We start from the raw sequence: 13,557 nt of genomic DNA on the forward strand, positions 1-13,557 counted from the left end.
ACCAGGAACTTCATGCATCGCCAAATTCAGCGTGAGGCGATCTGCCTCGGCACTAACGCGCGGGCCTCAGAAAAAGAGGCGATGGCGTTCCGAGAGCGCGCTCGGGCCGCTGACGGCCGTTTTCCCACAAACCGAACGTCCATTGTGTGACGCCAACAGGCGCTGCCGCTTCCGCGACGGTCAAGCCGAGCCTCCGCCGCTGTGCACGAAGCTGCGCCGGAAGCGGGTTGCTTTGTTCACCCCGAAATTCGGGTCTACTCGCCTTCGAGGACCACCCGAACGCCCGGTACCAAAAAGGCTACATAACCCAGATGGAATGACTCAGACGTGGGCTCGAAAAGCTCAGCGATCGTCCGATCCGCATGGGCGCTTTGCAATCTGGGTCCCGGCCTTCGCCGGGATGAGCGGAAATCTTATGCTTAGAACTCGTCTTCCATCATCGAGCGAAATTGGTCGAAGATCTCCTTGGCCCGTTCCTCGGGCGACAACTCAGGTTCCCCCTCGACTTGCGGCGAAGGCGTTGGCCTCCCGCCGGTCAGCCGGCCTATCACGGCGCCGTTCTGGACCAGCAAGACCTCCTCGCCCTCCTCCGCGGCCGTCAACAGGGCGGCGAGCTTCGGCGGCAGGTCGTCGAGGTCGATGCGCTTCATGGCCGCCAGTCTAGACCCGCTCCAAATCCGCGGCCAAGCGTGACAGGGGAGCCCGGCGCCCCTAGGGAGGACGGATGGCGTACCGGTCGATGCGGGAATTCATGGGCAAGCTGGAGGCGGCGGGCGAGCTCGTCCGCGTGTCCGAGCCGGTCTCCACCGTCCTTCAGATGACCGAGATCCACCGCCGCCTGCTGGCCCAGGGCGGGCCGGCGGTGCTGTTCGAGAACGTCATCCGCGCCGACGGCGAACGCTCGCCCATGCCCTGCCTGGTGAACCTGTTCGGCACGGTGAAGCGGGTGGCCATGGGCGTGACGCTGGAGGGCCGTGAGCGGGCCACGGCCGCCGACCTTCGGGAGGTCGGCGAGCTCTTGGCCTTCCTGCGCGCGCCCGAGCCGCCCCGCGGCCTGAAGGACGCCTGGGACATGCTGCCGCTCGCCAAGACGGTGATGTCCATGCGGCCCGCCACGGTGAAGAAGGCCCCCGTGCAGGAGGTGGTCTGGAAGGGCGCCGACATCGACCTTGCCAAGCTGCCGATCCAGACCTGCTGGCCGGGCGAGCCCGCGCCGCTGATCACCTGGCCGCTGGTGGTCACCCGCGGACCTTCGCAAGAGCGCGAGGACGACTATAACCTCGGCATCTACCGCATGCAGGTGCTGGGGCCCGACCGCACGATCATGCGCTGGCTCGCCCACCGCGGCGGCGCCCAGCACCACCGCCGCTGGAAGGCCGAAGGCCGCCGCGAGCCCCTGCCCGCCTGCGCAGTCATCGGCGCTGACCCCGGGACCATCCTGGCCGCCGTGACCCCAGTGCCGGACACCCTGTCGGAGTACCAGTTCGCCGGCCTCCTACGCGGCGCCAAGGTCGAGCTGGTCGCGGCCAAGACCGTGCCGCTGATGGTCCCGGCCAACGCCGAGATCGTCATCGAGGGCCACGTCCTGCTGGACGAATACGCCGATGAAGGGCCCTACGGCGACCACACCGGCTTCTACAATTCGGTCGAGAAGTTCCCGGTCTTCCAGGTCAGCGCCATCACCATGCGCAAGGACCCGATCTACCTGACCACCTTCACCGGCCGGCCGCCGGACGAGCCCAGCGTGCTGGGCGAGGCGCTGAACGAGGTGTTCATCCCGCTGCTGCGCCAGCAGTTCCCGGAGATCGTCGACTTCTGGCTGCCGCCGGAGGGCTGCTCCTACCGCATCGCCGTGGTGTCGATGAAGAAGGCCTACGCCGGCCACGCCAAGCGGGTGATGATGGGCGTCTGGAGCTATCTTCGCCAGTTCATGTACACCAAGTGGGTGATCGTCGTGGACCACGACATCGACGCGCGGAACTGGAAGGACGTCATGTGGGCGATCTCCACCCGCATGGACCCGGCGCGCGACATCACCGTCGTCGAGAACACTCCCATCGACTACCTGGACTTCGCCTCGCCGGAGAGCGGCCTGGGCTCGAAGATCGGCCTCGACGCCACCGACAAATGGCCGCCGGAGACCCACCGCGAATGGGGCCGCAAGCTCGGCATGGACGCAGAGACGGTCGAGGCGGTCACGCAGATGTGGGCGAAGCTCGGCCTGCCGGGCGAGGGTCGGCCAATCGACTGAACTTGGCGACCGAACTTGGCGACCGAACTTGGCGACTGATCTTGCGGGAAGCCGCGAAGCGCGACCAACTGCGCCGCTGAACTGGGCGCCGCGGGGGGCGCAGTCGGGGAAACGCCATGGATGCAACGCCTTCCGCCCATGCGGCCGCGCTGTGGGTCGGCCTGCACCTGATCCTGCTGCTGGTGCTGTCGGTGCTGGTGGTGCGCCAGCGACGCCGCCACCGCGTGCTGCTAGGCGACGCGGACATCCCGCAGCTGGCCCAGGCGGTCCGGGCCTTCGGCAACGCCACGGAATATGTGCCGGCCGGCCTCGTGGCCATAGCGGTCCTGGCCATGGCCGGCGCGCCGCCGATGGTGGTGCACCTCACCGGCCTCACCCTGCTGGCCGGCCGCCTCGCCCACGCGGTGGGCCTGTCGCGCAGCGGCGGCGCCTCGGTGCTGCGCTCGGCCGGCGCGATCCTGACCTGGCTGGCCTACATCCTGGGCGGCGTGGCGCTGATCTTCTACGCGATCCCGTAAGGGCTTCGCTTGTGGCGGGCGGCCCGCTCGGCCATATGCGCGGGATGGACGAAAACCTGTTGAACGACGTGGTGGCCGAGGCGCTGGCCGCAGGCGCGGACGCCGCCGAGGCGGTGGGCGCCGAGCGCCGCGCCCTTTCGATCACCGTGCGCCTTGGCGAGCTCGAAGAGGTGGAGCGCGAGGAATCCCGCGACCTGGGCCTGCGGGTCTTCGTCGGCCGCCGGCAGGCCAGCGTCTCCGGCTCCGACGTCAGCCCTCAGGCCCGCGCCAAGCTGGTGGAGCGCTGCGTGGCCATGGCCAGGCTCGCGCCGGAGGACCCCTACGCGGGCCTCGCCGATCCCGAGCGGCTGGCGCGCGGGCCGCTGCCCGACCTCGACCTCTACGACCCGGCCGAACCCGCCCCCGAAGCCCTCGAAGCCAAGGCGCGGACCGCCGAGGACGCCGCCCGCGCCGTGCCGAAGGTGACCAACTCCGACGGCGCCTCGGCTTCCTGGTCGGCCAGCCAGTGGCGGATGGTGACCAGCGCCGGCTTCTCCGGCCTGCATCGCGCCTCGGCGTTTTCGCTGGGCGCCTCGGCCATCGCCGGCGACGAGGGGGGCATGGAGACCGGCTACGAAGGCCGCTCGAAGCGCTGGCAGGCCGACCTGCCGGAGCCCGGCGTCATCGGCGCCGAGGCCGGCCGGCGCGCCGCCGAGCGGCTGGGGGCGCGCAAGATCGCGTCCACCACCGCCCCGGTGATCTTCGAGAATCGACTGGCGGCCTCGCTGCTCGGCCCGCTGATCGGCGCGATCTCCGGGCCTTCCATCGCGCGCGGCACCTCCTTCCTGAAAGACAAGCTCGGCCAGCCGGTGTTCGCCAAGGGCATCGCCGTCACCGACGACCCGCACCGCCTGCGCGGCCTCGGCTCCTCGCCGTTCGACGACGAGGGCGTGGCGAACCACGCGCTCAGCCTGATCGACGACGGCGTGCTGACAACCTGGCTCCTGAACACCTCCTCGGCGCGCCAGCTTGGCCTGACCACCACCGGCCACGCCTCCCGCGGCCTCGCCGGTCCGCCCGGCGTCGGGCCGTCCAACCTCACCTTGCAGCCAGGCACGCGAACCCAGGCCGAATTGATGAAGGACGCCGGCGCGGGCCTGCTGGTCACCTCGATGTTCGGGCCCTCGCTGAACGGCAACACCGGCGACTGGTCGGTGGGCTGCGCGGGCTTCTGGTTCGAGGACGGCGAGGTCGCCTATCCGGTCAACGAGATCACCGTGGCCGGCAATCTGATCGACATCTACGGCCGGCTGGTCCCCGGTTCCGACCTGGAGATCCGCGGCTCGTCCAACGCACCCTCGATCCTCGTCGACGCCCTGGCGATCGCCGGCCTCTAACCCACCCATTGATCCCGAGGCGAGGGCGGCCTATCGGCTGCCAGCAGATCGTTTCAGCCGTTACGAGACTTAGGGACCATGCCCGACAAACAGCTCCTCCACCTGGTGATCGGCGGCGAACTGAAGGCGCTCGACGGGCCCGCGGAATTCCGCGACCTCTCCAAGGTCGACTTCGTGGGCGCCTATCCGAACTACAGCCAGGCCCTCGCCGCCTGGCGGGGCAAGGCCCAGTCGACGGTGGACAACGCGCTGATGCGCTATTTCATCATCCACGCCCACAAGCTGCTCGATCCGGAATCCGATCACCCGCACGAGCACTAGGATGGGCTATTCCCGTCGCAACAGCTTCTCGCTGAGCAGCGTCCCCAGCATGCCGGCGCGGAAGTCGGCCTTCATGCCGGCGGGGTCGTACATCGGGCTTTCCACCCACTCCAGGAACGATATCCCGGCGGGTTCGCCCTCCTCAAGGTAGCGCTCGAAGACGTAGTCCAGCACCCCGGTCTTGCCGTGCTTCACGTGCAGGTAGCGCAGGTGCAGCTGGTCCATCGCCTCGCGGATGGTCTTGCCCTGCCGAAAGTGCATGTAGAGGACGCTCATGATGCCGGCGCGGTCCGCGCCGGACTTGCAGTGGACCAGCGCCGGATAGGCGATGGTCTCGTAGAGCCGCTTGGCGCCCAGCATCCGCTCACGGGTCGGGACCTCGCGCGAGGTGACGGTGAAGTCGACCAGTTCCAGGCCGAGCCGGCGGCAGGCGTCCTTCTCCAGGGCGTGGAAGCTGGCGTCGAAGCCGCCCCGCAGGTTGACGATCGTTTTGATGCCGCGGTCCTTCCAGGCCGCCAGTTGGTGCGGCCAGGGCTGATTGGTGCGCACCAGTTCGTCGGAGATCCAGTGGGCGTTCTGGAAGCCCAGCCGCAGATAGGCGTGGTCGTTCCACAGATAGTCCGCATAGGTCCGCAGGCGCCCGCCCGGCGTGGCGAGGTTGAATCCGGACTCGGTTGGCGCGACGGTCATCCCGCCCTACCTAAGGCGTCAGGCGCTTGGACGGAAGGCGCACGGTGGTCGCGCCGTGACCGGTGGTCGGCTTGACTTCAACCCCGCATCGGACGACCCCAGGCCTTATGAGCGAGCGCGCCCCGCCTGAGCTTTCCGCCCGCGCCCTGGTCGGCCGGGTGGCGCGGGTCTACATGGCCCCGCGGTGGAAAGGCTGGCTGACCGCCCTGTTCGCCGCGATCCTGGTGGCCTTTTTCTCCTCGAAGCTGATCCAGATCCTGGAACCGGCGACCAACGACCTGATGGTCAACCACAAGCCGGGCGCCCTGCTCAAACTGCCGCTGGTGATCGCCGCCTACGCCATCGGCCGCACGCTCGCCCAGGTGATCCAGGCCTCGCTGGTCAACCGGATCGGCAACGCCGTCGTGGGCGACGTGCAGGTGCAGCTGTTCGGCAAGCTGGTGCGGGCCGACCTCGCCCGGCTGCGCAGCCAGCACTCAGGCGCCTACGTCTCCTCGGTGCTCTATGACGCGGGCCTGATCCGCGAGGCGGCGACCGCCGGTGTGATCAACTACACCCAGCACCTGCTGACGGTGATCGGGGCCATCACCATCATGGTCTCCAATGACCTCGTCTTGTCGCTGGCGGTGGTGGTCGCGGCCCCGCCGGCCAGCTGGATCATGCGCCGCTTCTCCAAGCGCACCACCAAGGCCGCCAAGGGCGCGATGGCCGAGACCTCGGCGCTCTCCAGCGCGATCATGGAGAGCCTGGACGGCGTGCGGGTGGTCAAGATCGAGAACCGCGAGGCCTATGAGGAGGCGCGCGTCGACGAGGTGGTGCGCCGCCGCCAGTCGCACCTGACCAAGGGCGCCAATGCGCGCGCCTATGCGGCGCCGGCCACAGAGCTGCTGATGACCCTGATCACCGCCGCGGTGATCGCCTACGCCGGCTGGCGCTCCGAGCACGGCCACATGACGGTCGGCGCCTTCGTAGCCTTCATGGGCGCGCTCGGCATGGCCTCCCAGTCCCTGCGCCAGCTCGCCAACCTGCAGACGGTGTTCGCCGAGGGCATGTCCGCGGCGCGGCGCCTGTTCGCCGCGCTCGACGTGGAGCCGGAAGTCCGCGAGCAGCCCGGCGCGAAGCCGCTGCCCCGGGGCCAGGCCACGATCGGCTTCGAGCACGTGGGCTTCGCCTATGGGCCTGAAGGGGCTCCGACCCTGAGCGACGTGAGCTTCCAGGTGCATCGCGGCGAAACCGTCGCCTTGGTCGGGCCCTCCGGAGGGGGCAAGACCACGATCCTCAACCTGATCCCGCGCTTCTACGACCCGACGGCAGGCCGGGTGCTGATCGACAGCCACGACCTGCGAGACGTCACGCTGACCTCGCTGCGCGACCAGATCGCGCTGGTGACCCAGGAGCCCTTCCTGTTCGACGACACCATCCGCGCCAACATCGCCTATGCGCGGCCGGAGGCGTCGAAGGCCGAGATCGAGCAGGCGGCCCGCGAGGCCGCGGCGCACGAGTTCATCCTGGCCCTGCCGCAGGGCTACGACACCTCGGTCGGCGAGGCTGGCGCGCGGCTTTCCGGCGGTCAGCGGCAGCGCATCGCCATAGCGCGGGCCTTCCTGAAGGACGCCCCCATCCTGCTGCTCGACGAGGCCACCAGCGCGCTCGACACCGAGAGCGAGGCCCAGGTGCAGGCGGCGCTGAAGCGGCTGATGGCCGGGCGCGCCACCATCCTGATCGCCCACCGCCTGTCCACCGTTCGCGGCGCCGACCGCATCTACGTCATCGACGGGGGCCGGATCGTCGAGACCGGCGACCACCAGGGCCTGCTGCGCAAGCGGGGCCTCTACACGCGCCTCGCCAAGAGCCAGGACTTGGAGGCGTCGGGGGAGGCGGAGACCGCGGCTTGAAGAAGCTGCTGCGGAGCGACGCGGTCCAGGCCCTGCTGGGATGGCTGCTGGGCCTCTACATCCGGGTCATCCTGGCCACTGTGCGTTGGCGTCACGAGAACCTGGCGTGCGTCGAGCCGGTGCTGGCGGGCGAGGCCGGCGCCGTCGCCCTCTTCTGGCATGGCCGCATCCCGCTTTGCCTCGCCACCGCGCCGCAATGGTGGCGCAAGCGCACCAAGGCGCTGATTTCACCGTCGGCGGACGGGGAGTTCATCGCCCAGGCCCTGGCCATGGCCGGCTTCCCGGCGATCCGCATCTCCACCGCCAAGCCCGGCGACACGGCCAAGGCCCGCCAGGCGGTTACCGCCTTCCGCGAGGCGATCACCCATGTGGCCGAGGGCGGGGCGCTGGTGGTGACGCCGGACGGCCCGCGCGGCCCCAACGAGGTGATCGCCGCGGGCTCCCTGCAGATCGCGCGGCGGTCGAGGCAGCCGGTCTTCCTGATGGGCATCGCGGCCAATCCGGCGATGCAGATGAACACCTGGGACAAGGTGATGTTCGCCCGGCCGTTCGGCCGCGGCGCGGTGGTCTGGGATGGCCCGCTCTATGTGCCGCCGGACGCCGACGAGGCGGCCATCTCCGCCCTGATCGCCGACTGGTCCGCCAGGCTTTCCGCGGCCACGCGCCGCGCCGAGGCCCTGGTCGGCCGTACGCCGCATTGATCCCGCCCGCGCGCAGTGAGACATAGGCCTGCGATGGCTCACGCGCACCACGACCACGCCCAACACGACCACGGCGCCCACAAGCATGGGCACAGCCACGGCCATGGGCATCACCACCATGCCCCGGCGGACATGGGCCGGGCGTTCGCGATCGGCGTGGGGCTGAACACCCTCTTCGTCGCCGTGGAGGTCACCGCGGGGTTCTGGGCGCACTCCATGGCGTTGCTGGCGGACGCCGGCCACAACCTCTCCGACGTGCTGGCCCTGATGCTGGCCTGGGGCGCGACCATCCTGGCAAGGCGGGCGCCCAGCGGCCGGCGGACCTACGGCCTGCGCAAGGGCACCATCCTGGCTTCCCTCGCCAACGCGGTGTTCCTACTGATGGCGGTGGGCGCCATCGCCTCGGAATCCATCCAGCGGCTGTCGTCGCCGAGCGTGATCGGGACCGGCACCGTGATGCTGACGGCGGCGCTGGGCGTGGCGATCAACACGGTCACGGCGCTGCTCTTCATGCGCGGCGCCAAGGCCGACCTGAACGCCCGCGGCGCCTTCCTGCACATGGCGAGCGACGCGGCGGTTTCGGTTGCCGTGGTGATCGGGGCGGGCGTCATCGCGCTGACCGGCCTGGAGTGGATCGACCCCGCGCTCAGCCTGGCCATCGCCGTGTTCATCGTCTTCGGGACCTGGGGCCTGCTGCGCGATTCCGTGAACCTGGCGCTCGACGGCGTGCCGCGGGAGATCGACGCAGCCGAGGTCCGCGCCTGGCTGGCGGCGCTGCCCGGCGTCGAGGAGATCCACGACCTGCATATCTGGGCGATGAGCACCACGGAGACGGCGCTGACCGCCCACGTGATCCGCCCGGCCGCCCGCCTCGAGAATGAGGATGACGGCGACAGCTTCCTGCACAACGCCTGCGAGGGGCTGGCGCTTCGGTTCAACATCGGCCACGCGACCCTGCAGGTGGAAACCGACGCCGACAGCGCCTGCCGGCTCGCCCCGGCCGGGGTGGTGTGATTCCGCTCCGCCAAGGCTTCGCAGGACCACGTCCTCCGAAGCTCCGCAGGAGCGTAGGAGGAACCCTGCCGCTGGCGCTCTACACCGCGGCGACCGGCCTTCTAGAGCCGCTTGCGCCGGCCCTGCTCCGCCGCCGCGCCCGCGCGGGGAAGGAAGATAGCGAGCGGCTGAACGAACGCCTGGGGCGTCCCGCCATCGCGCGGCCGGCGGGACCGCTCGTCTGGCTGCACGGCGTCAGCGTCGGCGAAAGCCTGTCGCTGCTGCCGCTGATCGGAGCGCTCCGGGCCCGGCGGCCCGACCTCACCCTGCTCGTCACCTCCGGCACCGTCACCTCCGCCCAGGTGCTCGCCAAGCGGCTGCCGAGCGCCGTCATCCATCAGTTCGCCCCGGTGGACGCCCCCGGCGCGGCGGCGCGGTTCCTCGACCACTGGGAGCCGGACGCGGCCCTGCTGGTGGAGAGCGAGCTTTGGCCCAACCTGATCCAGGCCGCCCAGGCGCGCGGCGTGCGGCTGGCCCTGCTGTCGGCCCGGATGACCCAGGCGAGCGCCGAAGGCTGGGGCCGCGCCCCGGCCAGCGCACGGGCGCTGCTGCAGGCCTTCGACCTCGTGCTGCCGCAGGATGCGGCGACCGAAGCGCGGCTGGTCGGCCTGGGCGCCCGCGTCGGCCCCCGTCTCAATCTCAAGCTCGTGGGCGACGCCCCGCCGGTGGACGGCGCCCTGGCAGCGGCCTTGAGGAGCGGCAAGGGGGGCCGCAAGCTCGTGCTCGCGGCCAGCACGCACCCGGGCGAAGAGCCGCTGATCGCCGGGGCCTTTCGCGCCGCCATCAGCGACGGCCCGCCGGCGGCGCTGGTCGTCGCCCCGCGCCATCCCGACCGCGGTCCACAGGTCACCGCCGAGCTGCAGGGCATGGGCTTCGCTGTCGCGCGCCGCGCGGCCGGCGAGGCGCTGGAACCCGCCACCACGGCCTATGTCGTCGACACCCTTGGCGAACTCGGCGCGTTCTACGCCGTGGCCGACGCGGTGGTAATGGGCGGCAGCTTCGTCGAGGGGATCGGCGGCCATAATCCGCTGGAGGCCGCGCGCCTGGAGGCGGCGATCGTCACCGGCCCGCACATCTTCAACGCCCGCGACATCTACGCCGGGATGCTCGCCGAAGCCGCCGCCATCGAGGCCGCCGACGCCGCGGCGCTGGCCCGCCACATCCGCGGCCTGCTGGACAATCCGGTGATCGCCCGGCGGATCGGCGAGGCGGCGGCGGCCTACGCCGGGCGGCAGGGCGCGGCGCTTGAGGCCGCGCTGGCGCTCCTCGAACCCCTGCTGCCGGCATGAAGCTCGCGACGCCCCGCTGGTGGTATGTCCGCGACCTTCCGGCGCGCCGCGGCGGCATGCCGGTGAGCCGCGTGGTGCTGACGCCCATTTCGTGGATCTGGGCCGCCGTCACCGCCCGCCGGATCGCCCGCGCCGAGCCCTTCGATCCGGGCGTGCCGGTGATCTGTGTCGGCAACCTCACCCTGGGCGGGGCAGGCAAGACGCCGGTAGTGCGGGCGCTCGCCGAACGGCTTGCCGCCCGCGGCTGCAAGGTCCACCTGCTGTCGCGCGGCTATGGCGGACGCCTCGAGGGCCCTGTCCGCGTCGATCCCACGCGGCACGCGAGCGCCGACGTCGGCGACGAGCCGCTGATGCTGGCCCGCGACTTCCCCGTCTGGGTGGCCCGCGACCGGGCGGCGGGGGCGAAGGCCGCGGCGCAGGGCGGGGCTGAGGTGATCGTCATGGACGATGGCCACCAGAACCCCTCGGTGAAGAAGGCGCTGTCGCTGGTGGTGGTGGATGGGGAGACCCGGCATGACGAGTGGCCGTTCGGCGACGGGCGGGTGTTCCCCGCCGGGCCGATGCGCGAGCCGCTGGCCGCGGGCCTGGCGCGCGCCGACGCGGCGTTGATCCTCCTCCCCGCCGACCTGTCCGCCGTCGAGCCGGAGCTGGTTCGCGCGTTGAACGGCCCGCCGTTGCTGGTGGCGCACCTCGCGGCCGCCGCCCCGCCGCCCGAGGGCCCTCAAGTGGGGTTCGCCGGCGTCGGCAAGCCCTGGAAGGTGGAGCGCGCCCTGCAGGCGGCCGGCTGCGACCTCGCCGACTTCGCCCCCTTCGCCGATCACGCCACCTACGACGAGGCGACGCTCAAGCGCTTGGCCGACCGAGCGCAGCAGTTCGGCGCCGGGCTGGTCACCACCGAGAAGGACTGGGTGCGGCTGCCGTCCAGCTGGCAGGCCCGGGTGACCCCCTGGCCCGTCCGCGCCGAGTTCGACGACCCGGCCGCACTCGACGCCTTTCTGGCGAAAGCCGGCCTCTAACCGACCGCGCCCGCCTTCTGAGCGAAGCGCCAGCTCGCCTGGGCGAGCATGGTCACCCGGTCGGCCTGCTGGGCGGCGTGGGGGCTGTTGGCGGTGCCGTCGCGCACGCGGCCCACGATCCCCTGCAGGATGCCGGCCAACCGGAAGGCGTTGTAGCTGAAGAACCAGTCGAGGTCGTGCAGGCCCGAGCGGCCGGTCAGGCTGCAGTAGTAGTCGACGGTCTCCTCGACGGTCGGGATGCCGTGGGCCTTCAGGTCCGGCACCGTCGAGATCGTCCCGTTGACCCAGTTCATCAACAGGTAGGTGAAGTCAGCCAGCGGCTCGCCGAGCGTCGAGAGCTCCCAGTCAAGGACGGCGGTCACCCTGGGCTCGGTCGGGTGGAAGATCATGTTGTCGAGCCGGTAGTCGCCGTGCACGACGGTGGTGCGCTCCTGGGCCGGCAGGGTCGCGGGCAGCCACTCGATCAGCTTCTCCATCTCCGGGATGTGGTCGGTCTCTGAGGCCTTGTACTGCTTGGTCCAGCGCTCGACCTGGCGGCCCATGTAGTTGCCGGGCCGGCCGAAGTCGCTAAGGCCGATGGCCTCATAGTCGGTGTTGTGCAGGTCGGCCAAGGTCTTGATCTTGGCCATGAAGATCGCGTGCCGCTCGGCCGGCTGGCACTGCGGCAGGGTCTGGTCCCAGAGGATCCGGCCCTCGACCATGTCCATGATGTAGAACCAGGTGCCGATCACCGCGTCGTCGATGCACAGGCCGTAGGTCTTGGCTACCGGGAAGCCGGTCGTGCCCAGCGCGGTGATCACCTTATACTCGCGGTCGACGGCGTGGGCGGAGGGCAAGAGCTTGCCCGGCGGCTTGCGGCGCAGGACGTACTTCTTGCCGGGCGTGATCAGCTGGTAGGTCGGGTTCGACTGCCCGCCCTTGAACTGGCGCACCTCCAGCGGGCCGGCGTAGCCCGCCACGTTGGCCCGCATCCAGCGGTCGAGGGACGCCTCGTCAAACCTGTGGCTCTCGGCCACGGCCTTGGTGCCGGTGTTGAGCTGCTCGCGCTCCTGTTCGGCGGCGTCGGCCATGGCGCACCCTTCCCTCTTACACTTGTTTGAACCCACTTTACCGGGGCGGACGCGACGGGAGCAAGGCGCTCAACGAGCGAGCGCGCGCGCCCTCCTTCAGCGCGCCAAGGCGCGCCAGCCGATATCCGTGCGGTGGAAGCCCTCCGGCCAGTCGATCAGCGCCACCGCGCCATAGGCCCGCTCACGCGCCTCGCTGAGGTCCTCGCCGGTGGCGCAGACGTTCAGCGCCCGTCCGGGGCCGGCCAGAATCGCGCCGTCCGGGCCCGCCGACGTGCCGGCTTGGAAAACCACCACCTCGGGGCCGAAATCGCGGTCCAGCCCGCGGATCACGCTGCCGGCCTTGGCGGGTCCGGGATAGCCCTGCGTCGCCAGCACCACGCAGACGGCGTCGTCGTCGCGCCAGACGGGCTGCGGCATCTCGTGCAGGCGGCCCGTCGCGCAGGCCATCAGGTAGGGGACCAGGTCGCTCTCCAGGCGCAGCATCAGCACCTGGCATTCGGGGTCGCCGAACCGGGCGTTGAACTCCACCAGCTTGGGCCCGTGCCGCGTGGCCATCAGCTCGACGAACAGCACGCCGCGATAGGGCGCGCCCTCCGCCGCGATGCCCTTGAACGCCGGCTCCACCAGCCGCCTGCGCACCTGCTCGACCAGGTCGAAGGTGAAGGCCGGGGCCGGCGAATAGGTCCCCATGCCGCCGGTGTTCGGGCCTTCGTCGCCGTCGAAGGCGCGTTTGTGGTCCTGGGCCCAGCCGAACAGCATCGAGGTCTTGCCGTCGCTGAGCGCGAACAGCGAGCCGATCTCGCCTTCGAGGAACTCCTCGATCACCACCCGCGCACCGGCGGGGCCGAAGCCGCCCCCGAAGGCGTCGTCGATGGCCGCTTCGGCCGCGTGGCGGTCAGGCGCAATGACCACGCCCTTGCCGGCCGCCAGTCCGTCGGCCTTCACCACATAGGGCGGGTGGAAGTGGGCCAGCGCCGCCTTCGCCGACTCTGCGTCGTCGCAGATCCGGTAGGCGCCGGTGGGCAGGTGGTGGCGGTCGGCGAAGGCCTTGGTGAAGGCCTTGGAGGATTCCAGCCGCCCGGCCGCCGCCGTGGGGCCGAAGCAGGGGATGTTGGCGGCTTCCAGGGCATCGGCCAGGCCCGCCTCGATGGCCACCTCCGGACCGATCACCACCAGGTCGGCGGCGATCTCCTGGGCCAGCATGACCAGGCGGGCGACCTCGGTGGTCTGGACGTCGCGGACCTCCGCGATCGCGGCTATGCCGGGGTTGCCCGGCGCGCAGACCAGGCGCGTCAGCAGCGGCGACTGCTTGATCTTCCACGCCAGCGCATGCTCGCGCCCGCCGGAGCCGACCAGGAGGATGTTCATGCGCGGGCT

At 70.7% G+C, this 13,557-nt stretch carries 13 protein-coding genes and 1 pseudogene; 9 read left to right on the top strand and 5 right to left on the bottom strand.

The window, feature by feature from the left end; all coding sequences use genetic code 11:
* Window positions 1–52: 52 nt before the first annotated feature.
* Together JWP28_RS20695 and JWP28_RS18675 are read right to left on the bottom strand one after the other, a co-directional pair.
* A pseudogene (locus JWP28_RS20695) lies at window positions 53–205 on the bottom strand (hypothetical protein); the annotation flags it as partial.
* A gap of 214 nt (window positions 206–419) precedes the next feature.
* Window positions 420–650, bottom strand: a complete 231-nt coding sequence (locus tag JWP28_RS18675) for a hypothetical protein (protein WP_299545307.1) — start codon at window positions 648–650, stop codon at window positions 420–422.
* A gap of 74 nt (window positions 651–724) precedes the next feature.
* Between JWP28_RS18675 and JWP28_RS18680 the strand changes: the two genes are divergently transcribed.
* The 4 genes from JWP28_RS18680 (at window position 725) to JWP28_RS18695 (ending at window position 4,466) form a co-directional block, all read left to right on the top strand.
* Entirely contained in the window at window positions 725–2,251 is a 1,527-nt protein-coding gene (locus JWP28_RS18680; protein WP_299545309.1) for a UbiD family decarboxylase, read from the top strand.
* A gap of 116 nt (window positions 2,252–2,367) precedes the next feature.
* Window positions 2,368–2,769, top strand: coding sequence for an MAPEG family protein (locus tag JWP28_RS18685; RefSeq protein ID WP_299545311.1), 402 nt, complete (start codon window positions 2,368–2,370; stop codon window positions 2,767–2,769).
* Between the two features lie 44 nt (window positions 2,770–2,813).
* A complete protein-coding gene (locus JWP28_RS18690) occupies window positions 2,814–4,145 on the top strand; it encodes a TldD/PmbA family protein (protein WP_299545312.1) in 1,332 nt (443 codons plus the stop codon).
* A gap of 78 nt (window positions 4,146–4,223) precedes the next feature.
* Entirely contained in the window at window positions 4,224–4,466 is a 243-nt protein-coding gene (locus JWP28_RS18695; RefSeq protein WP_299545314.1) for a DUF4170 domain-containing protein, read from the top strand.
* A 6-nt stretch (window positions 4,467–4,472) separates the two neighbouring features.
* On the opposite strand, the gene JWP28_RS18700 is transcribed toward JWP28_RS18695, so the two are convergent.
* On the bottom strand, window positions 4,473–5,156 hold the full coding sequence (locus JWP28_RS18700) for a protein tyrosine phosphatase (protein WP_299545315.1): 684 nt from the start codon (window positions 5,154–5,156) through the stop codon (window positions 4,473–4,475).
* 107 nt (window positions 5,157–5,263) lie between these two features.
* Here JWP28_RS18700 and JWP28_RS18705 point away from each other — a divergent pair, with 107 nt between their 5' ends.
* The 5 genes from JWP28_RS18705 to lpxK are packed head-to-tail and all read left to right on the top strand — an operon-like array spanning window position 5,264 to window position 11,110.
* Window positions 5,264–7,051 (top strand): ABC transporter ATP-binding protein, encoded by a 1,788-nt coding sequence (locus tag JWP28_RS18705; protein WP_299545317.1) that lies wholly within the window; start codon window positions 5,264–5,266, stop codon window positions 7,049–7,051.
* Entirely contained in the window at window positions 7,048–7,752 is a 705-nt protein-coding gene (locus JWP28_RS18710) for a lysophospholipid acyltransferase family protein (protein WP_299545319.1), read from the top strand. The genes JWP28_RS18705 and JWP28_RS18710 overlap by 4 nt, the downstream gene beginning before the upstream one ends.
* A gap of 33 nt (window positions 7,753–7,785) precedes the next feature.
* The gene (locus JWP28_RS18715; protein ID WP_299545320.1) at window positions 7,786–8,766 is read left to right on the top strand and encodes a cation diffusion facilitator family transporter; all 981 of its coding nucleotides are present in this window, start codon (window positions 7,786–7,788) and stop codon (window positions 8,764–8,766) included.
* Window positions 8,763–10,094: a 3-deoxy-D-manno-octulosonic acid transferase gene (locus JWP28_RS18720; RefSeq protein ID WP_299545322.1), complete on the top strand. Its 1,332-nt coding sequence runs from the start codon at window positions 8,763–8,765 to the stop codon at window positions 10,092–10,094. Before JWP28_RS18715 ends, JWP28_RS18720 begins: the two co-directional genes overlap by 4 nt.
* Window positions 10,091–11,110 (top strand): tetraacyldisaccharide 4'-kinase, encoded by a 1,020-nt coding sequence (gene lpxK / locus JWP28_RS18725; RefSeq protein WP_299545324.1) that lies wholly within the window; start codon window positions 10,091–10,093, stop codon window positions 11,108–11,110. Before JWP28_RS18720 ends, lpxK begins: the two co-directional genes overlap by 4 nt.
* Here the strand turns inward: lpxK and JWP28_RS18730 are convergent.
* On the bottom strand, window positions 11,107–12,180 hold the full coding sequence (locus JWP28_RS18730; RefSeq protein ID WP_299545326.1) for a phosphotransferase family protein: 1,074 nt from the start codon (window positions 12,178–12,180) through the stop codon (window positions 11,107–11,109). The genes lpxK and JWP28_RS18730 overlap by 4 nt on opposite strands.
* A 96-nt stretch (window positions 12,181–12,276) precedes the next feature.
* Window positions 12,277–13,548 carry a phosphoribosylamine--glycine ligase gene (gene purD / locus JWP28_RS18735; RefSeq protein ID WP_299545328.1) on the bottom strand — a complete coding sequence of 424 codons (1,272 nt, stop codon included), beginning with the start codon at window positions 13,546–13,548 and terminating at the stop codon, window positions 12,277–12,279.
* Window positions 13,549–13,557: the final 9 nt, after the last annotated feature.

This window comes from Phenylobacterium sp., assembly GCF_028290885.1.
GTDB lineage: Bacteria > Pseudomonadota > Alphaproteobacteria > Caulobacterales > Caulobacteraceae > Phenylobacterium.